Raw genomic sequence first — 23,853 nt, forward strand, 5'->3', positions numbered from 1 at the left:
TGGTCCTCGTTACACCGAGTGTTTGATATCGAGCTCCAGCTCGTTGACCGCACCGAGAACCTGCTCGAGCAACTCCTCGGTCAACCCGTCGTCTTTGACCCGGTTAGCCGGGCCCGAGACGCTCAACGAACCGATGACGGTCCCTTCGGAGTCGAGCACCGCGGCACCGACTGCGTTGACGCCCGCCGTCGTTTCCTGTTTGTTGAACGCGTACCCCTGCTGTCTGACTCGCTCTAATTTGTTGGACAGTTCGGCTCGAGTCGAGATGCTGTTCTGGGTTCCTTCGGAGAGACCGTGTTCGGCGACAATCTCGTCGATGCGTTCGTCCGGCAGATTAGCGAGTATCGCCTTTCCTCCGGCACTGGTGTGCAGTGCACCGCGCTTGCCCACGTGAGCCCCGGTCTGGACGGCGCTCTGCCCGACCTCGGTGTACAGATAGACGCGTTTCCCGTGCTCTTCGACGATGAACTGGGCGCGTTCTCCGGTTTCCGCCGCGAGTTCGTCGACCTTCTCTTTGATCTTCGGGTAGGCCGTAACCTGTCGCTGTGCGTAACCGCCTACCGTGAGAAAACCGAGTCCGACTTGGTACTCCTCCCGATCGCTCACCACGTAGTCGTTATCCCGAAGCGTTGCCAGATGTCGATGAACGGTACTCTGAGAGAGGCCGAGATGAGCCGCGAGGTCTTCGATCGTCGCGCCCCCGAGTTCCCGAATGGCCTGCACGATCGCAAACGACGTTTCAGTCGTCTTGACCGTCGATCGGATCTTATCTGCCATGTTCTGTCATGGCGCTCGAGCAGTATAAATCCCGCATATTCGGATCGAGTTAGTGCCGTCTCGTGTTTGAAGCGCTACCGGCCGAGTACGTGCGATAGTCTCGATCGACCGTCTGGCGACGACTCACGGTATCGTTTACTGTCTGTGAACGCTCGTCGCGAGGAGAATGCACTGACGGCACCGACACAGCTGCTTGCCTCGCTCCCGGTACGTCGTACTCCTCCAGGTAGCTTCTCTCGGTACGAGAACGATCCCGAATATTGGGATCGGTATTTTGGTCGAACGTACGAACACGAACGATTGAATGAGTTATATTCTCCAGTAGTACAGCGAGAGGGAATTCAATCGCATGATGTCAAAAGATGGGATTACATTGCCGTTCGAGACCGGCCGGCTGTTACAAGTGGGGTATAACCCTCGAATATTTACGAAAGTACTTATGTAAAAACAGTATCCCGGAAAATGGGACCGTTCAAATAGGGATAGAGAAGGGGTATGGATGATGAATTAGGCGCGATAGGCTGATTATCTGCTCGAATCGAATCCCGATATACGGGACAGAAGCGGTTCGAATAGTGCTAGTGGTCGGCGGTCGCGTAACTGCAGCGGGAGTACCTGAGCACTGCTGTCGGAGAGAGTAACTGCTATGATTCTGTCCGAATCCCTCGAGTCGGTTCTGTTGGCCGAGCCGTCGACCCCGCTCGGTCCGGTTCGTGACGTCGAGTCGCCTCCGTACTTCCTGCTGGCATCGGGACGCTATCACCGGCTTAGACCGAACGAGCGCTCGGCGATTTAGTCTGACCGTGGGAATCACATCCGCCGGTAGTTTTACAACGTGATACACGTATCTCGAGATACGAGCCAGCTTGTTCGCAAGTCTGGCTCTCGACTTCGGTTTGACGAGAGAACAGCTCTGACAACACCCACGACTGTTCGTACTCGCACGCCGACTCGTTCCACTACGGAGTAACAGAACGGCACACGAATCCACTATGAAAGACAACGGAAAAATACTAGACGGCGTAACGGTTCTGGACCTGTCCACGTTCGTTACTGGAGGGTTCTGTTCGGCAATGCTCGCAAACCAAGGCGCCGAGGTGATCAAGGTAGAGCAACCGGGGTACGGTGATGCGATTCGACACTCCGGACCACCGTTCATCGACGGGGAGTCGCCGTACTACTGGACGGTAAACTACGGCAAACGAAGCGTCGAGCTCGACTTGAAGAACGAACGGGCCAAGGAGGCGCTGTACGAACTCGTCGAAGAGGCGGATATCTTCGTTCAGAACTTTCGCCCGGGAACCGCAGAGCGCCTCGAAATCGATTACGATTCGATCACCGAGCACAACGAAGAGATTATCTATCTCGCAATCTCTGCGTTCGGTCAGACCGGTCCGTGGCGCGAACGTTCGGGATACGATCTTCTCATCCAGGGGCTGAGCGGGATCATGAGCGTTACCGGTGAGGAGGGACGACAACCGGTGAAGGTGGGATTGCCGATGACGGACCTCATCACGTCGATGTGGGCGGCGTTCGGGGCGATGACCGCGCTGTACCGGCGGGAACTAACCGGATCCGGCGAGTACATCGACCTCGGGATGCTCGAAGCGACGCTCCCGTGGCTCACCAAGCAAGCGGGACAGATTTTCGCCGGCAACGAAACCCGGCGGATGGGGACGAAGGATCCGGTACTCGCGCCGTACCAGACCTTCGAGACTGCGGACAGCTACATCAACATCTGCATCCTCAACGAGAAGCTATGGATGGAACTGTGCGAGGTTCTCGACCGACCCGACCTGCCGGCCGACGAACGCTTCGAGACGAACGCCGATCGAGTCGAACATCTGGACGAACTCGAGACCGAGATCGAAGCGACGCTCCGAACGAAACCCACCGACGAGTGGACCGAGATCATCGCCGAGGAAGGTGGCGTCCCGGCGGGTCCCGTGTTCGACGTCGAGGAGGCGCTGAGCAATCCCCAGATCGAAGCCCGCGATGCGGTGACCGAGATCGAACATCCCGAACGCGGAACCATTCCCGTGATCGAGCACCCATTGAAGTTCGACCACGTCGATAGCGGGTTCGAACTCCCGCCACCGTTGCTCGGAGAGCACAACCGAGACGTGCTCCGCGAGCTGGGGTACTCGGACGCTGAAATCGACGAGATGGAGGACGCCGGCGTCTTCGGAGAGCCGAGCGGTTCCGGGGAGTAGCGCCGAATGACAGGTGTACGCGCCTCCGGCGTCGGAATGACTCGATTCGAAAGTCGCTCCGATCGGTCGCTCCTCGAACTCGCGACCGTCGCGGCGCAGCGAGCGATCGTCGATGGCGAACTCGTCGCCTGGACCGACGTCGCGGTAACGCCGCCCGACGTTCGGAGTCCGAACCGTATCGGACTCGCCCGTTTCGTCGAGGTCCGACTGATCACACGGGTGAGACGAGACGATCTCGGTCGGCGACCGGGTCGCGTTCGCCGGCGCGTATCGGCTTCGGGACGGAACCGAGACGGTCGAACCGCGGCTGACGTCTCTCGAGTAACGAACGGACGCGACGATTTCGGGGCACGATTCCGCCGAGTCCTCCCGCTCGTCGACGTATCGAGCAGAATATTTTTATCCCGTTAGTGAATCGTTACGGGTAGGTATGGCACGAACACCGCGAAACGAAGTATCCGGACCCGGATACCGAACCGGCGGACGACGTCGGTGTCTCGGCCGCGTTCGATTCGTTTCGGCTGTTCGAGACCTCCTCGACGGAACCGGAATAGCCCTCGAGCGCGCGACCGATGGATACGAGTAACCCACTATGCGAATTGGACAATACACGACGGCGGACACGGAACAGCACTGGTGCGGCGTACGAACCGATGCGGACCGGGTGATCAACCTCTCGGAAGCGGGTGCCGGTGCCGGAATCGATATCCCGACCGATAGCACCGACTTGCTGGCCGACTGGGAGTGGCAACGCAAAGCCGAGCTCGCCATCGAGTACGCCGAGAAGACTGATACCGGCGTCTACGACGAGGCAGCGGTCGATCGACGCGCGCCGGTACTGAATCCGGAAAAGATAGTCTGCGTCGGACTCAACTATCGCGATCACGCCGAGGAGGGTGACAATCCCATCCCCGACGAACCCGTCCTCTTCTCGAAGTTCCCGACGACGGTGACCGGTCCGGAGAGCACGATCGAGTGGGATCCGGAGTTCACCGAGAAGGTCGACTACGAGGCGGAACTGGTCGCCGTCATCGGTCGCGAAACGCGTCGAGTCAGCCCGGAAGACGCACTCGATCACGTCGCCGGCTATCTCGTCGGCAACGACGTCTCGGCGCGCGACCTTCAACACGGTGACGGCCAGTGGGTCCGGGGAAAGAGTCTCGATACGTTCGCTCCGATCGGGCCGGAACTCGTCACGGCGAACGAGATCGACGATCCCCACGACCTCGAGATCTGGGCGGAGGTGAACGGGGAGCGGTTGCAGGAGTCGACGACTGCGAACCTGATCTTCGGTATCGACGAACTGGTCTCGTTCTGCAGTCAGGCGTTCACTCTCAATCCGGGCGATCTTCTCTTCACCGGAACGCCGCCGGGCGTCGGCGTGTACCGTGAACCGCCGGTACTCCTCGAGGACGGCGACAGTGTAACGATCGGTGTCGAAGAACTCGGCGAGCTATCGAACAGCTGCGAGTACCGTTGACATCCTCCCGCGCCTGAAGACGTCCCCAGAACGCTCCGCGTTCTGGTGTGCGAACGAGACGCGACGCGTCTCGTTACCGCGGGAATCCCGACCGCGGTTGGGATATTAAGGTCTACGACAATACCTGTTCTCGCGGTGCAAAGCATCCGCTCTCGGAATCGAACAAATACGTCGATGGCTGTGCCAACCAGCCGTTACTCCTATCTCTCCCATCACAGGCGAGACTCGGAGATACTTTCTGTCGAATATTTTCAGCACCGTTCACATCAGCATTCGCAACCATATCACACTCGTCACACACGTACAACCCGCGTTTCACGCGGTTCGACTTTCTCTCCCGGACACAACACGAACACGACTTGGACGTACCGCGTTCAGATACCCGGTCCACCGAGATACCCTCGGCTTTAGCTTTGTACTCCAACAAGTTCGTGAAACGGTTGAACGCCCACGAGTGCAGGTCAAGATTGCCGTGTTTACCCCAATCCTTCACTTCGCTATCCTCGTCTTCACGGATACCACCAAGGTCGCCAATGGCTATGGTACCACCATCTTCTTCAACACACCGTTCGACGATGTGTTTGGACAGGACGTGAAAGTAGTGAGTGCGACGATTGGACTTTTTCGCGTTCAACCGTGTGGCCTACTCCGAGGACGATTCATCACAGCGAGCGATACGCTTGCTGAAGTAGTAATCGTCCTGCTTCAAGCAGTTCAACGGATACAACTCAGCCTCGCCATCCTCGTAGGCGAGTGCGGCGAAGTTGTTGACACCGAGGTCAACACCCACGGTCTTCCCACCGGGCGTGTCTGGCACATCTACTTCGATGTTACAGACGAGGTGTAACTCCCACTCGTCTTTCGAATCGTTCCAGACTGCGCGAACTTGTTGAACGCTTTTCACGTCGTCCAAGTCAATGTCTGGACGGGTTTAGATGTCGCAGAGGATGAAGTCGGACCAGTATTCTTTGAGGTTCCGCCCTTTCGAGAGGCGGATCCGTCCGTACTTTGTGTGGACTTTGAATCCTGCACCTTTGAACGTGATTGTGGAGCGTGGGTGGTTGTCGTTGTGTTTGCGGTATGCTGGCGGATTCGCTTTCTGGCCCCCGTTTCGGCGTTTCGTGTACCAGCCTTTGAACGCTTCAGCGAGTTCTTCGAGAACGCGCTGACTCGATTGAGAATGTAAGTCGGCGTAGCGTTCGTGGGACTTTAGGTACGATTTTAGGTCGCCATCCTCGGGGATGAGGCCAGTTTCGTTCCAGATACGGTCGCAAGTCCATCTTGCGACGTTCCAGAGTTTACTGGCGGCGAATCCAAGCGGGTTGAGGTCGGGTTGCACTTGTCGCTGGTTCCTGATGGAAGCAACGATGGTGCGTGGGACGACCTCTTTCGCCATACATAACCTATGTTTGCGGAATTATATAATGGTGTTGATTGCGATTCACGCGGAATATCCTGCCGGGCTGTCCTCGGTGGATGGCGTCATCAAGTGACGGCGCGTATCCACGCCGTGAACGGCGTGGTATTGCACCTACTCAGCGTATAACTCGAGGACGGTTCGGACGGTTCGGCCGAGGGCTCACTCCTCGAAGCCGAACACGCGTCGCGGATTCTCCAGGACGACTTTCCGAATCGCCGCTTCGTCGATCCCGTAGCGGTACAGTTCGAAGATCGCTCGTTTCAGCGCGAAGGGGTCGGTGCGGAGCACGTTCGCGCAGTCCGTATCGACCATGATTCGTTCCGGCCCGTACTCGTCGATCGCGTCGGCGACGTCCGCGGCGGTGACGCCGATCAACCACGAGTGGCCGATGGTGAAGCTCAGGTAGCAGTTCGTGTTCTCCATGAGATACTCGGTGTTGTTTTGGTCGGCGTGTGATGCGACGACCTGTTCGTCGTCTATCCCCGCGTCGCGCATCGCTTCGACGTCGATCCTGACCGACTCGAGCGCCGGATTGTCGCCGTCGATCACCGGCTCCTGTCCGAGTCCGGTGTTCTTCTCGTAGCCGGGAGTCTGGACCTCCGGCCGGTAGGGGCGTCCCGAATCGTCGGACTGGTTCGGCGTGTGGAGGATGATCGGCAGATCGTAGGTGTCCGCGAGTTCCATCTGCGCCTGGACGATCGCGCGCTGTTCGTCCAGGTCCCAGGCGCTGACGTGCTGTGACGGCGTCACGCCCGTCTCGCCGAGCGCGACGACTTCGTCGAGTCCACAGTAGTCGTCCATCGCGTCCACCAGCGCGTCCGGATCCTCGATCCGAACACCGGTGTGAATACCCAGGCCGAGTTTGGCCTCGAAGAAGTGGTTCCGCTCGATCGCCGCGCGCCGGTTGATCGCATCGTCCCAGAGGAACCGGACGTCCTCCGCGGTGACCGGTTTGTACGGCGTCCAGTGGTAGCCGGACGCGACCATGACCATGGCTTCACAGCCGGAGAGGGCGTACCGCTCGCGGTCGTCCCAGGAGAGCGTGTGCGCGTGATTGTGGACGTCGATCCACGGGAGATTGAGGAGGTCGGTCGGGAGGTCGGGTTCGTCGTCGATGTACGCCGCGTCGGTCGGTCGCTTCGTCGGTGGTGTCGATGTCATAGCTTTCGTATACTCCTTCCGATGAATGAGTGTTGTGCGCTGTCGGCGTGTCGGATTCGATATTGGTGAACTGCCCACTTAGGGTTTTCCGGGGTGACGAATCTTTATTATGGGCCACGCTCACATATCCCCTATGGCAGTGCTAATCGGCACGGACGACGGGTTGTACCGTCCCGAAGCGATCCCGTTCGAACCGGACGATCCACCGCGGGTGCTCGACTGCGGCGTCGTGACCGCCGTCAGGACCTTCGACCACGCGGACGACGTGTTCGTGGCCTCTTCGACCGGTGCCTACCGCTCGACCGATCGCGGTGAAACGTGGGAGGATATGGGAGTTCCGCTGGGAGACCGTTACTGGCACGCCGGCGAGAGCGAGGTGTGGTCGATCCTCGCGACCGCGGATGGAGCACTGTACGCGGGGACGAACGACCCTTACATTTACCGCTCGGTCGACGACGGCGAGACGTGGTCCGAACTCAAGGGGTTCCGTGACCTGCCGTCGCGAGGCCACTGGGAGTCACCCATCGATCCGCATTACGCGCGACTGCGCGCCCTCGAGGCGGTTCCCGGACGTCCGGAACGGCTCATCGCCGGCGTCGAGGCGGGCGGAATACACCTCAGTAACGATGCTGGCCAGACGTGGATCGACCGACGCGAGACGATCATCGACGATATTCACCAGATCCTTCCCATCTCCGAGGACGTCTGGCTGGCTTCGACCGGCTATCTCGACCACGATCTCGAGAATCTCGGGCTCGGTCACGCCGTCGGCGACGGCGGACTCTATCGGACGACCGACGCTGGCGATTCGTGGACGCGGATCGATACCGGGAACGATTTCTCGTACATCAGGTGCGCGTTCGTTCACGACGGCACGCTGTTCTTCTGCGGCGGCGAAGAGGCCCCTCCCGCTTGGGTCGACGACGAGCACGAAGCGGCGCTGTTCGAATCGACGAACTTCGGCAGGGACTTCGAACGAGTTCCCTACCCCGGAGAGCCACACGAGGTCATCGAAACGTGGTGCGTACACGACGGCGGCGTCCTCTGTGGCTCCGGTCTCTTCGACGTTCCGGACCAACGAGACGACGTCGAAGGGAGAATCATGCGCCGAGACGACGACGGGGACTACCACACCGTCGGGCGACTCGCCGCGAACGTCAGCCGAATGGAGTCCGTCTAACTATTCATGACCCGATCAAATTCCACCCAGCCGCCGTCCGCAGCGGGCCGATTGTTGTACAGCGGTATCCTCGTCTACATGGCCGTAGACGGGTTCAAGAACAACGAAAAGCGCGTCGAGATATCCCGCTCGAGGGGCGTCCCGCTCCCGGAGGTCATGGTCCCGCTCGCCACCGGACTGCTTCTCGTTGCCAATCTAGGGATCGTCTTCTGGAAGTACCCTCGGGCGGCGACCGGTGCGCTCATCGTCTTCTTCCTCGGAACGACGCCCGCGATTCACAACTTTTGGACGATGGACGGTGCGGAACGCCAGCAGAATAAAATCAACTTCTGCAAGAATATCGCCCTAATCGGCGGGGCCGTTACGTTCTTCCGTGAGGCGGCCCGAGAGGCCGAAAACGCCGGCGAATAATCTTGTCCCACTATTGCTATCGCCAGCCGCCTATCAACTATCGAATTCGGTAGCGGAACCGCCTCAAACGTCCGGTTCTCCCGACGAATCGACCTCTCCCGTTCGAAGCAGATGACCGACTTCGCTGTGTAGTATCGACTATTCCGATGTGATAAATTACATTTATTTGTTTTATTTAGATGATATGGGCTATAGGGATTCAGGCACTGTCTAGTTAAGCTATCCCAGCGTATATCGGCGTTTTAGCGTCTGCTTCGGCGTCGTAGTGAAAACGGAGATAGTCACTCTTTGTGAGAAGTATGCTGAAACAGCTGAATTTTCGCCGCCCATGGAACAGTGTGTCGCTGTGTCAGGCTATAGATAGTGATTTCACAGCTGATGCTGCAACTTCACCATCTCTCAGTCCTGCGGTTTTCCTTATATAGACAGTGCCCTGTCCTCACAGAGTTTAGAGACCGAGGTCCCGTCGGCGCACGCACCGACGAGGACCTCGCAGATATCCTCAGCATCGATTTCAGCGTTGTTACCTAGATCGAGGGCAACTTCCTCGTCAAGGGTGTTGACGAGGAAGTTAAGAAGCTGATCCTCGTGGATTTCACTGTCTGCTTGCTGTTTGGAGTGCACATCTTCAGCAAGCAGACGTTCTAACTAAGCGGCTTTGTGAAGTACTGAATCTGTGTCGACGAGGGCCGTTGTTTTGAGCGTCTGTATGTGGCGGTCCGAGCGATCGACGTAGTGGCTGAACGTCGCTTCGTGGTCGAAAACGTGGCACAGTGCTTCATGATCGGCTGGCTTGCGCAGTCGCTGACCGAGCGAGCAGTTAGCGCCAGACGGGTGGACATCCGATCGACGACCGCCACAGTGTCGAGGGGTGCCGGGAACAATGAGTGGACCAACTGCAAGACGGCACACACTCGATCCATCTCGCTGGTCCAATCAACAATTTCTGCGTAGCTCGCGTCCATGTGAACGCGCAGAAAATGCAACATGAGGTGCTTCCAGCCGGCAAACCCGTTGCCAGCCGGATCACTCACCACCGCCGTGAGCTGGCAGCACAACGATTTTGAGCCAGCGACGCCACTTGTTTAACGAAGCGGAAGATGAGTGTATTCACTTCTTCCGCTTCGCTTCCGCCATTACAGAAGCTGCGTAGCGCTACTTCTTCAGCCGGCATGTAGACAAAGCAGATCCAAATCTATCGAGTCGCTCACGATGCTCTTGGAGGTTACCTACCACTTGACCAAGAATGAAGGCGATACGGGGACTGAAGAGTAGTATCCAACCGGACGTTCGTGCTCATGCCCCTGCTGTTGATTGGTGAACTTTTGCGCGTCTGTCAGATCTGGTATTAGACAACGCTATTGTCTCAAGTCTTCTAATTCTCTAGAAAGTCGTCCACGTCCAGTGCAGCCTTCACTCCCATCCCGCCGGCCGTAATTGCTTGTTGATAGTGATGATCAACAACGTCACCTGCACCAAAGATACCTTCGACTGCAGTGGCCGTCTGGTTGCCACCTGTACCTCTCTGCGTCTGAATGTAGCCAGTGTCATCAAGTTCCACTCCTGTTTCTTGGAGATAATCTGTGTTTGGTGTATGACCAATGGCTAGGAAGACGGCCGCAACCTCGAATTCAAAGGTTTCCGTACTGTCCGCATCTAATTTCTCAGTTGGATGACCGTCAGGATGCTCAGCTAATACCACATTATCAACCCCGTCCTCCGCGGTTCCGTTAATCTCTAACGATTCTGTATTGCGTAGGATCTCAATGTTTCCTTCCTCAACATGATCCTTGACTCGGTCAACCCAATAATCCTCTGCGCGGAACCCTGTGCGACGATGAGCTAAATACACCGTATCTGCAAATTTCGTGAGAAAACTTGCTTCTTCCATTGCAGCATCTCCCCCACCGATAACGAGCATATCCTCATCACGGAAAAATGCGCCATCGCAGGTTGCACACGTTGAAACGCCGAACCCCATTAGCTCATCCTCACCAGGGACGCCTAGTGTTCGGGCAGAGGCACCTGAAGCTGCGATAAATGCGTCGCAGGTGTACGTATTTCCATCTTGCAGTTCTACATGGAAGGGGCGCTGGGAATCATCGATTTTGCTAATGACACCATGTTCGATCTTAGCACCAAAGTTCGTCGCTTGGTCTTTCATTTTTTGAATCAATTCTGGCCCAGCTATTCCCTCCGGAAAACCCGGGTAGTTTGCGACATCCGTTGTCAAGGTGAGTTGGCCTCCTGGCTCAAATCCTTCCAATACAAGCGGTTCAAGGTTTGCTCGCCCAGCGTAAATCGCTGCTGATAGCCCTGCAATTCCAGTACCCGCAATGATAAGCTGGTGGCTGTCCTCTAAGCTAGCCATATAGTAAGTACACTCTTTACACCTACATGATTTTTGTGATCAGGCCGCATATTTGCCACACTGACGGATACTCGCGAGATCGAAGTATGCTACTGTGTGATCTGGCTAAGTGTAGCTTCAAGTTTGTACTCGCTAGTTTATGCTCTCTGAGCGCCTCTCTACAGGAATGAGCAGAAAGACGCACGTTGTTGAACTCTCTGACACAGAACGCAGAACGCTCGAGTGATTCATTTCGACCGGTGACCGCAAGGCCGAAGATATCACCCGAGCTCGTATCCTCCTGAAAGCTGATGAGGGGCTCACAGATGCTCAAATCTGTGAGCACCTCGGCTGTTCAATCGGGACGCCCTACACCGCACGCAAAAACTACTGTGAGCGAGGGCTCGCGGCGATCCATCGCCGCAATCCCGACCGCGAGTATGACCTTAAGATGGACGGCAAAGCCGAAGCCCACCTCATCAAACTCGCCTGTAGCGAGCCCCCAGAAGGACACTCTCGCTGGACACTTCATCTCCTCGCCGACGAACTCGTGACCCTCGATGAGATTGACTTCGAGTCGATCTCTCACGAAACCGTTCGACAGCGTCTAAAAAAACACCCTGAAACCGCATCTCTCCGACTACTGGGCGATTCTACCCGAACAGGACGCTGACTTTGTCTATTACATGGAGGACGTTCTCGACCTCTACCACGAACCGTACGACGAGAACCGGCCAGTCATCTGCTTCGATGAGTCCAGCAAAGCACTCCGTGGCCACGAGAGCGACCCGCTCCCGGCGCGCCCGGGAGCGGTCGCACGTGTCGATCACCGCTACGAACGCAACGGGAAACAGCGAATCCATCTCGCCACGGAACCGTTGACCGGCTGGGTCACCGTCGAGATCACCGAGCGGCGACGTACCATCGAATGGATCAACCGGATGGTCGAACTCGCGGATGACCACTACCCGGATGTGGACTGCATCCGGGTTGTGGTCGATCACCTCAACACGCACAATCCCGCCGGATTCTATCAGTTTTTCCCGCCAGATGAGGCGCAAGACTATCTCAATCGGTTCGAATTGCACTACGTTCCCAAGAACGGCAGTTGGTTGAACATGGCTGAGATCGAACTGGGAGTGCTCAAACATCAGTGTCTCGATCGCCGGATCTACCACGCAGCGACCCTCCGCTCGGGGGTCGCTGCGTGGCAGGCTCGTCGGAACGCGGCTGACCGACTCATCGATTGGCAGTTCACCACCGATGACGTACGGATCAAGCTACGCCGATTCTATCCGGTTGAAATTGAAATCGAGGAGAACTAGCAAGAATACGGTTGAATCTACACTGAGCTTGGTTCGGGCGAGAGCAGTGAGATAGCCCATCCCATCGACGAGAAACACCGCGTCGGCGACGCGGTGTTTCTCTTTGAGTTCATCGAGGAACGTTTCAGCCGGATCACGGCCTCGATTCGTCGAAAGTCGTGCATGCAGCACGACTTTCGACTCCACATCGATCGCGGCGTACAGCCACGCTTTTTGTTCGTTTGCAAGCTGGATCTGTTTCTCATCGACAGCAACGCGGTCAGGCTCAACGGTAAAATTCTGCTCGTAGTGGTCAGCATAGGACTGGTACCAGTGCTGAATCGTTGCTCGGGTTCGACTGACGCCGAACCACTCACAGAGGTCTCGACACTCGGCTAAGGAGGCTGATGCGGCATGAGCAGCGCACGCCAGCCGGATGACCCCGGCTGGCGTGCGCGTCTGGTCGCTGTCCAAAAACGGTACATCCGAAGAACCCGCTACGTCAACGTGGAGTTCCTCGATCAGCATCCGTTATCAGTGAGGAACTCCATTCAGTTCAGCCTCAGTCTAGCAGTGCCCAACTCCTTTTATTGCTAACTTAGCGGATTGGGATTCTGATTTTGAACGACGGTCACGGTCATTACCCTCACTCATTCGACCTCCTGATAGTATTAATTTAACTTAATCTTTGTTTGATACGTTCTGTGCGAGATTAGCGAATAGTCGTTGGATCTCTTCTCGACGAGGCGCTGTTGTAAGCCAATCTTTCACATAAGCGAATACTCCTCCAAAGGTGAACCACGATTGTACGGTAACTGTTGTAGTGTCTCCCTCTCTATGGATGATTATCTCGGTTATTAGCTCGTCAAATACCCCCTCCTCTATCTGCTTATATGTATATCCGAATTCTGTCTCGGCGAACTTGAACTTTACATCAATATTGGGGTCTACTTCTTCGTTTCTGGTCGTTACAATCCACTCTTCTTTGATCTCTTCAACGGAGATTACATCGAATGTTCCTTGATATTCGATAATTGTACGCGGTGACAGCTCTTCTCGAACCCTATCCGCTGGAACCTCATATGATTGCGTGGCTTCGACTTTTTCCATGACTTAATCTACCCCCTTCCTTTTTTTATTAATAATGGGTAGGACTAGGAAGAATATAGTTCCTAGAATCATCAGGAATGAGATCGGATTTTCAACGAATATCCAAAGAGAACCATCTGATAACTGTATCGTCCGGTTCAAATTGTTTTCGGCAATTGGCCCCAAAATCATTCCCAAGATGAGCGCGATGAGTGAATAATTGTGCTTCGACATAAAAATGCCAAATATCCCCATCACAATTGCAGTTGGCACGTCGAACCAGTTGTACCTGATTGCATATGTTCCAAATAGGGACAATACGACTACGACTGGGATAATGTATTTCGTGTCAACTTTAGTTAGAGCACCGAACCGCGTGACAACTAATAGCCCAACAACTGGGATTACAATACCCGTCCCAATAGCTAATGCAACATAGAAACTAAACGTGATATTCAGATCACTGCCGAATAATGCCGGACCAGGTTGTATCCCGTGCATTATTAGCGCTCCTAGCAGGATTGCAGAAAGGACACTACCGGGAATGCCGAATGACAGCGTCGGAAGGAGAGCTCCAACTATTGCACTATTATTTGATGTCTCAGTAGCTATCAAGCCATGAGGATTCCCCTCGCCGTATGTATCTTGTTCGCCCGATCGAACGGCTTCTGAATAGGAAATAAAGTTAGCCACGGAGCCACCTGCGCCCGGAATGAACCCAATTATAGTACCGAGTAGTGCGTATTTCAGAACTGCTTTTGGGCGACTGAATACTTCTAATATTCCTTCTGAAACAGATCCCTCCAATTCCGAATCACCTTGGGCTATCTGCCCGGATTCTCCGGATAGCTTAATCATTTCAGCGACCGCAAATAGCCCAAGGATGACTGCAATGAGGTTCACACCATCATAGAGGACGATCGTATCGAAGGTATAGCGGAGATCAGTTCCGGTGCCAGCAAGGCCGACCGTACTAAGTAGTATGCCAATCATCCCCGCAGTGATTCCCTTCACTAGTGACCCCCGAGCAACGACTGTAATCATCGCAAGTCCGAAGAAGGCGACAATAACGTTCTCTGGAGAGCCAAACGCTAAAACGATCTCTATCACTATCGGCGTTACTGCGACTAATATGATTAGGGCAATAGCACCTCCAATTGCAGAAGCTGTGGCTGAGATTGCCAGAGCATTTAGCGCATACCCTTGTCGGGACATTGGATACCCTTCAAAGGTTGAAGCTGCAGAAGCTGCCGTTCCAGGGACATTCATCAGAATTGCTGAGATACTTCCACCATACGTACCACCCATGTACATGCCCATCAATAGAACAAAGGCTGTAACACCATCTACTACGACAGTGAAGGGCAGCGCCAGAGTCATGCCAACTGCAGGCCCGATACCTGGAATCATTCCCAGGAAAATTCCGATTAAAAGCCCGAGAATTACAAATCCAATTGTTGGCCAGCTAAATATCAGAGATACTCCCTGAGAGAGGGCATCAATCATAGAATCCCCCCGGACATCAAGAACAATCCTTCATAGATTGGTATATTTAGATTAATCCCAACTACGTATATTACAGAAAATGAGATAGCTAGGAATAATAGCGTCATTTTGTATCCGATATCGAAATAAAGAGAGAACGCTATAAGAAATGCAATTGTCCCGATCAAATACCCAACTGTTAATATTAAAACGCCAAATCCGATAATTGCTATCGTTGTAAAAGCTGCATTCTCGATCTTAAATACCGCATCTGGTGACTGTTCGTCCTCACTACCGAAGTCCTGGTCTCGGTCCAACATCTGGCTATCTTCCTTTATCACAGCTTCTAGCACACCAGGGAGTTTGTTTTGGGCAAGGATAAGTATCGAACCCACCATGGCAATTATTGAAATATACCGTGGCCACATTGCTGCTTCTTCTGAGAAAGAATAGCTTTTGACAAAGGTGTATGACGAGATGACCAAGAATAAAACGGCAATTGTTCGGTCGTCATCAATGACCTCTAATGCTCTGTAGTTCATATTTGTATAATTTGGTTGGAGTCTTTCAATTCTAAAATAGTACTATTGCTAGTACTGGCTCAGGTCTACGTCATCGGGGAGAGTTTCGAACGTATCCTCCCACGTCGCTTGGAGTATATCAGAATCTGGGGGGAGGAACTCCGCATTTTGGCCACTTTCTTCAGCCCAACTTTGCATCTCGTCGGAGGAGACAGCTGCTTCCGTAGCGTCTACGAGTTGATCTTTGATATCTTGTGGTGTGTCGGTGTGAGCGACAACTGGGCGGGTGCTCGCTGCTGTGAGCGTGTTTGGCATACCATAGTCGAAGTCCCCAGTAATTGATGGCGTATCTGGGAATGCGGGCGATCGGGTGTCTTGCCAGGCACCGACCGGAATGACTGTTCCCTCCTCGATAACTGGTATAGCACCGGAATCAGTTGGGGCCGCAAATGTGGTCTCTCCACTCGCAGCGGCCTGGCTTACGTCTGCAGAACCATCATATCCGACTGGCTCAATCGGGATATCATATTCATCCGCTAGTACATCTGCCTGGATGTGAGTCTTTGACCCCCCCAATAAGGCGACGGTCCCATCGACAGTCCCATCTCGGACGGCGTCGAAAGCCGCCTCCACATCGTTTTCGAACTCGTCATGCTCCGGGGAAGTGACAAGCATGGTGTGACTTGTGCCAAAACCACAGAGCATATCTAAGCTCTCTGGGTCGACTTCCGGTGGGTTCATCAGTGCAGCTATTGCTGCTGAATTATTAACGCACGTACCAATTGTGTGCCCATCCGGCTGTGCAGTAGCAATCGTACTCAGTCCTACCCACTGCCCGCCTCCCGGCTGATTGTTAACCTGTATCGAACCATCGAGTTCCTCTTCCATAAGTGGGGTTAACTCACGGGCGTAGATGTCGGACCCACCACCAGCCCCAAAGGGGACGATGAAATCAATCGTTTTAGTGGGGTAGTCATCTCCACCATCACTTCCGATACACCCGGCAAGAGTACCAAGCCCAGTTACGGCTATAGCAGTACCGCTGCCTTTCAGGAATCTACGACGGTTTATCGTCATACACTCACACATAGTACCACACATAATAAAACCATCGCCGGTGTCAAATGTGGTCGTTCATTGATGAGCAGACATAGATTTACCTTGTCTGACGTAATCAGCCGCTTTGATAATTCAAACGACCTCAACCAATGGCGATTCCTATCCAATGGGTGAATCTGTAGAGAGAAATATCCGCTGACCAAGGTGAGATGTGGGAGCATGCTTTCCGACAAGATAGTCTTGTTATCACACCTACTCACCGTAAGCGAAGTGTCCTGGACAAATGACGATCCGTCGCTTCGAGAGTCCACCATCTATTATCAATAACTAATCGACATAGGGCGGAAGCTGTGGCGATGCCACTCTGGGTTTCCTCGCATGTACGCACCCGATTGAATTTTATTTGCGGATGACAAGCTAGAGGGAAGATTTCGTGAAAATTGTTAGAACCCCGGGGATAGTGTATCTGTGTTATCTCTTTGTGGGATTGACCGAATACATTGACTGCAATTCTTCGGCCGATACACTTGATGACTAGAACGCCGGTGTGTCGTCTAGGTAGGCAGAATGGTAGCTGATTCCGAGCTCACTATCTTTCAGAACAGAAGCTTTCACTAGGCTGGGTGTCGCTGCCTAGTGAAATATTGAGTTGTAGCTTTTGAGGTGTTCTGTCTAATCTGGGTACAGTAAACGACTGGTTCTGGCTTCGTTTTAGACTCTGACACCCTTAATATCCTATATAGTCGGATATACCGGTCTACTCAGCGTAGTATGGCGACGATCCGAGGAGACAGAGTATTAGTGCATCCCAAATAATGGGACCCTTGGAAGTGTGTCAGTAACAACCTCCCAGGAATTACAAGCATATGACTGTAATTAAGTGTCTGTCCCTAACTTACCCTATACTCTTTGAATACAACTACAGAATCACGGATGAGGATTAAACAGCGTGTTTCACGTGAAGGTTTAGTTCATTAGCAACTCCTAGAACTAGCTCTCGCAAATCGTTCTCAAGGTGATCTTCTGTAATCCTATTCGCGGGACCAGATACACTCAAGGCTCCAATCGGACTCCCCTTCCCATTTGTAATAGCTGCACCAATCGCATGTACCCCCTCTGTCGTTTCCTGCTTATTGACCGCGTAGCCACGATCTCGAATGTCTTCCAAGGATTCATACAGTTCTTCTCGATCCGCTATACTATTCGATGTCGGGGTTGGCAAATCCTGTTCGTTAATTATTGCTTTTACGCGTGATTGCGGAAGTTCAGCAAGGATAGCTTTCCCGGCTGCACTGGTGTGAATTGGGCCTCGCTTTCCGAGATATGCCCCTGTTTGGACCGCGCTCTGACCGACTTCCGTATAGAGGTATACTCGCTCTCCGTTTTCTTCGACGATGAATTGTGCCCGTTCTCCCGTCTCCTCAGCTAGAGAATCAACTTTGTCCTTTATCGTCAGAAATTCTGTGATTTGACGCTGGATGTACCCTCCAATTGTAAGGAATTGTAGTCCTACCCTGTATTTGTCCCCTGTGGTCGTTACATAGCCATATTCCCTAAGCGAGACAAGATGCCGGTGAACCGTACTTGGAGCAAGTCCCATATATTCGGAGAGCTCATCAATTGTGGCCCCACCCAATTCTAAGAGACCATCAACAATCTCAAGTGATGTCTCAGTCGTTTTCGCCCGTGATTTTACTGAATCCACTATTCTTCTGCCTATATATTATCCCGCATTCCCGAATATCTTTCGGTGGACATTCATCCATATCAGTCTCGGTATGTTAAGAGCCCTATCCTTTCTATACAGCGGTTTCTTTGCCCTCGTTCACGTGGACTACAGTTCTAATCGTCTTTGGGGTGGAGGACTGGAACCGTTGTGAGAGCTCTATACCTACACTCAAGAGGGGATTTGGAGTTAGCCCGAATATTTGAGATTATTCAAATGGTTTCACTCTTCGAATCATGGACTGTCACGTGCACTAATGATAGACGCGATGATTGTGGAGAACACTTGCTGGAATATCCGGATTAGAGATTCGCCAATAGAGTCTGTACTACCTGTAGATTTTTGATTGCTAGTGCTCTAGGATTCTTTCATTTCAAGATATATCGATATGAACTGGGCTTAGAAAACCAGCATCAATCTCCTCCAGGAACCTGCTAGTATCGCCGAAAGGACTTTAACTATGGAGTTGGTCTATGCTATCATGGATGTAGTAGATCCAACTTCGGCGTCAGACTCGCCTGATGAGTCGTCTGAACTTAACGCCTTGTCGGCTCGGATTGATGGTCTAGAGGGGAAACATGTTGGATTGTACGATAATGCAAAGTTGGCTGCAGAGCCCATCCTGAACGTTCTAGAGGAGAAACTCGAGGAGAAATACTCGGATATCACAATCAGCACTTACTCGATGGAGCACCTGAATTGGGCAAAAGATCCAGATAAGCTCGCAGAAGTTGGTGAATGGGCTCGTGATCTGGACTGCGTTATCGGTGCGATTGGTGATTGTGGATCCTGCACAAAATTCCTCGTGTGGGGTATTCAAGAAGTTGAGGAAGTTGGAACTCCTGCGGTTGGCCTCATTGATGAAGGATTCGAACTGGACTGGAGATCGAATGCTATTGAGCGGGACTGGCCTCTCCGATACTCCAAGATCCCCGTTCGCGCGGAAGTACAAGATGAGGACCGCATCAGTGAGAAATTGACCCCTGAAGCAATCGAAGCGATTGAGGACGAATTGACTCAACCGCTAACTGAGAAGGAACGCGGAAACGCTGACGCCTAACAAAGACTAGTACGTTATCCATGTCGGAACAACAAAATCACCTGCAATCGCTGGAAGAGATCGACAATTCGCTATATAAGAAAGGAGCCACTGACGGTCTCCCGATAAACACTCCCACAAGTGAGCGAGTAGAGGAAATGCTCGCTGGAACCGATTTACCCGCTGACCATGTAATCGGTCGGCTCGGTAACAAAGATAATCCTCTTACCGTAAAACGACTCGCTACAAATGGCGTTATGGCGGGGTGTAGTCCCCTTCACATGCCGGTATTAGTTGCAGGAGCAAAGGCATTAGCAGACCCGGAATCAAACAGTGTCCAATTTTCGGTTAGTACCGGCAGCTGGGCCTACATGTGGATTCTCAATGGTCCAATTCGGAACGATATCGATATTCAAAGCGGTACTGGCGCCTTTGGTCCGGGCTTCCGCTCGAATATGGTTATCGGACGGGCCCTCGGCCTTGCATATAAGAATACTACCCAAATTCATCCAGGAGAAAAGGATATGGCAACAATCGGCAACCCCTTCAAATATAGCATGGTTGCTGGTGAAAATGAAGAGCAGACCCCCTGGGAACCATACCATGTAACTCATGGTTTTGAAAAAGAAGAGAGTACGATCACGCTTGCAGGGCCTAACGCTTTCATTCCATGGACTCCCCACCAGAATGACGCTAAGCATGTTCTCGAGGGGATGGTCTATCATATGTCTACTGGGATGACTGGTGGCGCCATTGCTGATCGGAAAAAGAAAGTGATGCAAGTGCTCTGCCCCTATAACGCTGAGGAGCTAAGCAATGCGGGTCTCAGCAAGCAGGAGGTAAAAGAATATATATGTGATAATTCATATATTTCGACGAATAAATACGCAAGAGGAAAGTGGGGAGATAACGAAATGGAGCAAGTCGATGATGGGAAGGTACCGAGCCTTCAACTCCCCCAGATTCATGACCCAGAGTACGTGGATATATTGACTATCGGCGGTGGCGGGCGGTTTAATGCCACAATTGGTCCAACACTAGGACCACCAGTAACAAAGAAAATAGAGTTCCCTGAGAACTGGGAAGATCTCCTAGAGAAATACAGTCACACGCTCGAACGAGATTGGTATCAGGCCTCCCAATTTTATGACTGAACCCAACAAAAAGAAGCAGGACGTCATCATCATCGGTACCGGACCCGCCGGTCTCACAGCGGGGCTTTATGCCGTACGTGATGGCCTAGAGACGATATTCTTCGAAAAGGAAAGTATCGGTGGTGAATTGATGAACCGGCACGAAATACGTGGATTCCCAGGATTCCCTGATGGGATTGCGGGTACTGATCTCCGTTCTAAACTAACTACAGCCTTAGACCAGTATGAGTCACAAGTTTTGTTAGACGAAGTTAACGCAATTAGTCCGGGCACCCCCCACACCGTACAAACAGCTAGTGGAGAATATTTCGCGGATATCGTAATTGTCGCAACTGGTGGTCGACCGAAACAGCTCGGAATTCCCGGGGAAGAACAGTATCTCGGATACGGGATTTTCCACTGTGCAGAATGTGATGGGCCACTATACCGAGATGAAATTGTTGCCGTTGCGGGCGGAAATAGCCATGCGATTATTGATGCACTGCATCTTGCTGATTTCGCTTCAGAAGTAATTGTGATAGAGCCCAATTCTGAATTAGCAGCAAATTCACCTCTTCAAGATGAAGCGGCGTCTACCCCCAATCTCACTATTGAGACAAATACAGAATTGATCTCGATAAATGGGGAAAACAATATCCTCAAGTCCCTCCAGTTGCGAGATGCAGAAGATAACACGGAGAAAGTTGAAGAAGTCGGTGGCCTCTATGTTCATACTGGAATTGAGCCAAATTCAGAATTTATAGAGGGGACAGGCTTACTTGACAACGATGGACGTGTCAAAGTTGACGCAAAGATGGAAACTGAAATTGATGGCATATTTGCAATTGGGGATGTTCGCCAGTATTCTTCCCAAACAGTAGCATCCGCTGTCGGTGACGGTATTACTGCGGTTAAAGCGGCGAAAGACAATCTCTAATAACTGAGAGTATACGAATACGGAATGAAGACTGCATATCTACCTATCACCGGTAATATGCCATCTCTGTCGCCAATATGGTGACGACGCCCTAATCGATAGCTATCAAACTTCCTACAAGCCTGCCTGTTGTTGTTCGTAATCTTCACCAACTAAGGCTAAACAAGGGATACATTGAAACCCCTTCATTCTCAATAAGATACTATGGTAATCATTGCCGCAGTAGATAGGTCTGATCGTGCAGATCTTGTTATTAATCAAGCTGAAGTGCTGGCAGTTGCTTTTAATGATGAAATCCATGTCGTTCACGTGTTAACTCGTTCAGATTTTGTGGATCTGGAAAGAACAAGTATGGATGAAACAGGTAGTGCGATGGACCCGGATCAAGTTCGGAAAGTAGCAGAGGATATTGCGTCTGACGCGGCGGCAAATCTTACAACCCCCTATGAGACCATTGGGCTGATTGGGGACCCAGCAGATCAGATTGTAAAGTACGCTGATGAGGAAGATGCTAGATATATTGTGGTTACAGGTCGGAAACGGTCACCAGCTGGAAAAGTGATCTTCGGAAGCGTTGCTCAATCCATACTCTTGAACGCTGAATCACCGGTTGTATCCTCTATAGAACCGTAGGTATCTCTATTCGGTAGAATGGGTGTATGGTTCAAAACCTCGACGACGTTGATCGAGGCATTCTCCATGCGCTCCAGGCGAACGCACGTGAGGCGACTGCCGCAGACATGGGCGATATGGTCGGGACCTCGGCCAGCACAGTGCGAAACCGCATCGACTACCTTGAGGAGGGCGTGATTCGTGGCTACCATCCTGAACTCGATTACACGGAGGCTGGGTTCGAACTTCACCTGTTCATGGTGTGTCAAGCACCGACTGCTAAACGAACCGAATTGACCAAGAAGGCGTTAGAACTTTCCAGCGTGATCAACGTCCGCGAACTGACGACTGGTTCTCACAATATCCACATTGAGGCGGTGGCCGTCGGTTCCGACGCAGCGGATGAAACCCGTGCGGGAATCGAGGAGCTCGATGATCTCGAAATTGTGTTCACGCAGCTTATCAATGATCTTCACGTCCAACCGTTCAACCACTTCGGGAAGGACGTGCTCGAGGAGGGCACTGTTAAATCGAGGCTGAAGGAGATGGGAGCCCTTCTATCAAGTGTCCATGATCGAAGAACTCCCACTTGATCCTTCGAAGTCCGAGGATGTAGAATTTTTGGACGAGGAGCGCACGCCAGCCTGGCTGGTCAGGCTGGCGTGCGCGGCCCATGCGTCAGCAGCATCCTTATCGGAGTGTAGCGACTTGCTTGCCTGGTTCGGCGTCGATCGAACCAGGCAAGCAGTCTGGTACTGGTACCAGGCGTACGGAGACTACCACGACGAGGAGTTCACTGCTGAGCCAGAGTGTGTTGCAGTTGATGAGAAACAGGTGCAACTGGCAGAAGGCGAGGACGCCTGGCTATACGCTGCAATTGACACTGAGTCGAAAGTCGTGCTCCACGCATGACTTTCTCCTGGTCGTGGTACGAAGCCAGCGACGCAGTTCCTCCGTGAACTTAAAGAGAAACACCGCGTCGCAGACGCGGAGTTTCTCGTCGATGGGATGGGCTATCTGACCGCTCTTGCAAGAACTGACCTGAGTGGCGATCTCAATTACTCTGAGCGAAACATCGTTGAGAAACTGTCTCAGACCTTCACAATGCGTATTGGACGATTTCACGAGACCTGGAACGGCAGTCAAGCCAGCGCCGAGCGCTGGCTGACTGCCTACACCGCCTACTACAACCACTTCCGAAGTCATCAAGCACTCGACAACGAACCGCCAATTAAACACGCCAAATCAGCGGATGCAATTTAACAGTGCCTTCGAACTCTTTCTGCTCCTTTTCTGAGAGCTTTCGCTTTCTCCCAGATCGGTGAGCATCAGTGACGGCCTGCTCAAGCGACTCGTCGGTGTTGAGTCGCTTGAGCCAGCTATAGATCGTCCGTCGCTGAACGTCGTACCACTCGGCTAGTTCAGTCTGTGTGACGCCGTTTTTGTACGATATTGCCGCTAAGAGTCGTTGTATCGGCTTCTTTCCTTCCACGTTGTCGGGCATCTTGCAATTCCTCGACGGAGATCTCGTCGAGATGATCCACTGTGTTTAGCAACAATGTCTGAGTAGAAAGTTCTAACGACTACTATAGCAGTGCCAGCGTCAAGTAAATATCGAGGAGGTAGAAGTGTCGCCTTGTCAGACAGAGACGACGTGAGAGAATCGGCTGACAGACCGTCAGCACTCGTGGTCTCGGTATCTGGCTCGTACACTTCGAGCTCGTTTTCGAACGTTCCACGAGCTTGCGCCGGTCGTGAATACCGCGTTTCGCTGAAGGGTTCGCTCTCGGATTGAACGGCGCGGTCGGTAGCCCCGTCCCTCGAGAGACATCGATCGGTTATCGTCGTGAACTCTATACGCCGTTGGCGAAGCGAGTCGATGATGGTCCTCCTCCGGACTGTACGCCGTCGACGCGGATCCGGATTTCGTAGTACTGGGTTATATATCTCATATAG

19 protein-coding genes and 5 pseudogenes are annotated in these 23,853 nt (G+C 52.9%); 12 read left to right on the top strand and 12 right to left on the bottom strand.

What is annotated here, in order from left to right; all coding sequences use genetic code 11:
* Nucleotides 1-9: 9 nt before the first annotated feature.
* Nucleotides 10-777 carry an IclR family transcriptional regulator gene (locus tag ACSFC7_RS24845; protein WP_436348592.1) on the bottom strand — a complete coding sequence of 256 codons (768 nt, stop codon included), beginning with the start codon at nt 775-777 and terminating at the stop codon, nt 10-12.
* Nucleotides 778-1,769: 992 nt separating this feature from the next.
* Here ACSFC7_RS24845 and ACSFC7_RS24850 point away from each other — a divergent pair.
* Nucleotides 1,770-2,990, top strand: a complete 1,221-nt coding sequence (locus ACSFC7_RS24850; protein ID WP_436348593.1) for a CaiB/BaiF CoA transferase family protein — start codon at nt 1,770-1,772, stop codon at nt 2,988-2,990.
* A gap of 592 nt (nt 2,991-3,582) precedes the next feature.
* Nucleotides 3,583-4,470: a fumarylacetoacetate hydrolase family protein gene (locus tag ACSFC7_RS24855; RefSeq protein ID WP_436348594.1), complete on the top strand. Its 888-nt coding sequence runs from the start codon at nt 3,583-3,585 to the stop codon at nt 4,468-4,470.
* Nucleotides 4,471-4,582: 112 nt separating this feature from the next.
* Here ACSFC7_RS24855 and ACSFC7_RS24860 read toward each other — a convergent pair.
* A pseudogene (locus ACSFC7_RS24860) lies at nt 4,583-5,866 on the bottom strand (RNA-guided endonuclease InsQ/TnpB family protein).
* A gap of 183 nt (nt 5,867-6,049) precedes the next feature.
* Entirely contained in the window at nt 6,050-7,051 is a 1,002-nt protein-coding gene (locus ACSFC7_RS24865) for a TatD family hydrolase (RefSeq protein WP_436348596.1), read from the bottom strand.
* Between the two features lie 133 nt (nt 7,052-7,184).
* Between ACSFC7_RS24865 and ACSFC7_RS24870 the strand changes: the two genes are divergently transcribed.
* Together ACSFC7_RS24870 and ACSFC7_RS24875 are read left to right on the top strand one after the other, a co-directional pair.
* Nucleotides 7,185-8,231, top strand: coding sequence for a WD40/YVTN/BNR-like repeat-containing protein (locus ACSFC7_RS24870; RefSeq protein ID WP_436348598.1), 1,047 nt, complete (start codon nt 7,185-7,187; stop codon nt 8,229-8,231).
* Nucleotides 8,232-8,237: 6 nt separating this feature from the next.
* Complete coding sequence (locus tag ACSFC7_RS24875) at nt 8,238-8,642, top strand: DoxX family protein (RefSeq protein ID WP_436348599.1); 405 nt, start codon at nt 8,238-8,240, stop codon at nt 8,640-8,642.
* Between the two features lie 438 nt (nt 8,643-9,080).
* On the opposite strand, the pseudogene ACSFC7_RS24880 reads toward ACSFC7_RS24875, so the two are convergent.
* Nucleotides 9,081-9,266, bottom strand: a pseudogene (locus ACSFC7_RS24880) (ISH3 family transposase); the annotation flags it as partial.
* Nucleotides 9,267-10,017: 751 nt separating this feature from the next.
* Nucleotides 10,018-11,013: an NAD(P)/FAD-dependent oxidoreductase gene (locus ACSFC7_RS24885; RefSeq protein ID WP_436348600.1), complete on the bottom strand. Its 996-nt coding sequence runs from the start codon at nt 11,011-11,013 to the stop codon at nt 10,018-10,020.
* Nucleotides 11,014-11,326: 313 nt separating this feature from the next.
* On the opposite strand from ACSFC7_RS24885, the gene ACSFC7_RS24890 reads away from it, so the two are divergent.
* Both ACSFC7_RS24890 and ACSFC7_RS24895 read left to right on the top strand, forming a co-directional pair.
* On the top strand, nt 11,327-11,665 hold the full coding sequence (locus ACSFC7_RS24890) for a helix-turn-helix domain-containing protein (protein ID WP_436348720.1): 339 nt from the start codon (nt 11,327-11,329) through the stop codon (nt 11,663-11,665).
* Nucleotides 11,643-12,317 carry an IS630 family transposase gene (locus ACSFC7_RS24895; protein ID WP_436348721.1) on the top strand — a complete coding sequence of 225 codons (675 nt, stop codon included), beginning with the start codon at nt 11,643-11,645 and terminating at the stop codon, nt 12,315-12,317. Before ACSFC7_RS24890 ends, ACSFC7_RS24895 begins: the two co-directional genes overlap by 23 nt.
* 15 nt (nt 12,318-12,332) lie before the next feature.
* Here ACSFC7_RS24895 and ACSFC7_RS24900 read toward each other — a convergent pair.
* From ACSFC7_RS24900 to ACSFC7_RS24925, 6 genes and pseudogenes are all read right to left on the bottom strand, one after another.
* A pseudogene (locus tag ACSFC7_RS24900) lies at nt 12,333-12,821 on the bottom strand (IS6 family transposase); the annotation flags it as partial.
* A 156-nt stretch (nt 12,822-12,977) separates the two neighbouring features.
* The gene (locus tag ACSFC7_RS24905) at nt 12,978-13,406 is read right to left on the bottom strand and encodes a hypothetical protein (RefSeq protein ID WP_436348601.1); all 429 of its coding nucleotides are present in this window, start codon (nt 13,404-13,406) and stop codon (nt 12,978-12,980) included.
* 3 nt (nt 13,407-13,409) lie between these two features.
* Nucleotides 13,410-14,891, bottom strand: coding sequence for a tripartite tricarboxylate transporter permease (locus ACSFC7_RS24910; RefSeq protein WP_436348602.1), 1,482 nt, complete (start codon nt 14,889-14,891; stop codon nt 13,410-13,412).
* Nucleotides 14,888-15,412 (bottom strand): tripartite tricarboxylate transporter TctB family protein, encoded by a 525-nt coding sequence (locus ACSFC7_RS24915; RefSeq protein ID WP_436348603.1) that lies wholly within the window; start codon nt 15,410-15,412, stop codon nt 14,888-14,890. Before ACSFC7_RS24915 ends, ACSFC7_RS24910 begins: the two co-directional genes overlap by 4 nt.
* 48 nt (nt 15,413-15,460) lie before the next feature.
* Nucleotides 15,461-16,468 carry a Bug family tripartite tricarboxylate transporter substrate binding protein gene (locus tag ACSFC7_RS24920; RefSeq protein ID WP_436348604.1) on the bottom strand — a complete coding sequence of 336 codons (1,008 nt, stop codon included), beginning with the start codon at nt 16,466-16,468 and terminating at the stop codon, nt 15,461-15,463.
* 922 nt (nt 16,469-17,390) lie between these two features.
* Nucleotides 17,391-18,155 (bottom strand): IclR family transcriptional regulator, encoded by a 765-nt coding sequence (locus tag ACSFC7_RS24925; RefSeq protein WP_436348606.1) that lies wholly within the window; start codon nt 18,153-18,155, stop codon nt 17,391-17,393.
* 502 nt (nt 18,156-18,657) lie between these two features.
* Between ACSFC7_RS24925 and ACSFC7_RS24930 the strand changes: the two genes are divergently transcribed.
* The 6 genes and pseudogenes from ACSFC7_RS24930 to ACSFC7_RS24955 all read left to right on the top strand — a co-directional run bounded on the left by ACSFC7_RS24930 (nt 18,658) and on the right by ACSFC7_RS24955 (nt 23,160).
* On the top strand, nt 18,658-19,236 hold the full coding sequence (locus ACSFC7_RS24930) for a UGSC family (seleno)protein (protein WP_436348607.1): 579 nt from the start codon (nt 18,658-18,660) through the stop codon (nt 19,234-19,236).
* 20 nt (nt 19,237-19,256) lie between these two features.
* On the top strand, nt 19,257-20,369 hold the full coding sequence (locus tag ACSFC7_RS24935) for a hypothetical protein (RefSeq protein WP_436348608.1): 1,113 nt from the start codon (nt 19,257-19,259) through the stop codon (nt 20,367-20,369).
* A complete protein-coding gene (locus tag ACSFC7_RS24940) occupies nt 20,362-21,285 on the top strand; it encodes an NAD(P)/FAD-dependent oxidoreductase (protein WP_436348609.1) in 924 nt (307 codons plus the stop codon). The genes ACSFC7_RS24935 and ACSFC7_RS24940 overlap by 8 nt, the downstream gene beginning before the upstream one ends.
* A gap of 204 nt (nt 21,286-21,489) precedes the next feature.
* Entirely contained in the window at nt 21,490-21,918 is a 429-nt protein-coding gene (locus ACSFC7_RS24945; protein WP_436348611.1) for a universal stress protein, read from the top strand.
* A 26-nt stretch (nt 21,919-21,944) separates the two neighbouring features.
* Nucleotides 21,945-22,490, top strand: a complete 546-nt coding sequence (locus tag ACSFC7_RS24950; protein WP_436348612.1) for an Lrp/AsnC family transcriptional regulator — start codon at nt 21,945-21,947, stop codon at nt 22,488-22,490.
* Nucleotides 22,468-23,160: pseudogene (locus tag ACSFC7_RS24955) on the top strand (IS6 family transposase). The gene ACSFC7_RS24950 and the pseudogene ACSFC7_RS24955 overlap by 23 nt, the downstream one beginning before the upstream one ends.
* On the opposite strand, the pseudogene ACSFC7_RS24960 reads toward ACSFC7_RS24955, so the two are convergent.
* Nucleotides 23,147-23,441 (bottom strand): annotated as a pseudogene (locus ACSFC7_RS24960) (helix-turn-helix domain-containing protein); the annotation flags it as partial. The pseudogenes ACSFC7_RS24955 and ACSFC7_RS24960 sit on opposite strands and share 14 nt — an antisense overlap.
* Between the last annotated feature and the right edge of the window lie 412 nt (nt 23,442-23,853).

The organism is Natronorubrum halobium, assembly GCF_051351675.1.
In the GTDB taxonomy this organism is placed as follows: Archaea; Halobacteriota; Halobacteria; order Halobacteriales; family Natrialbaceae; genus Natronorubrum.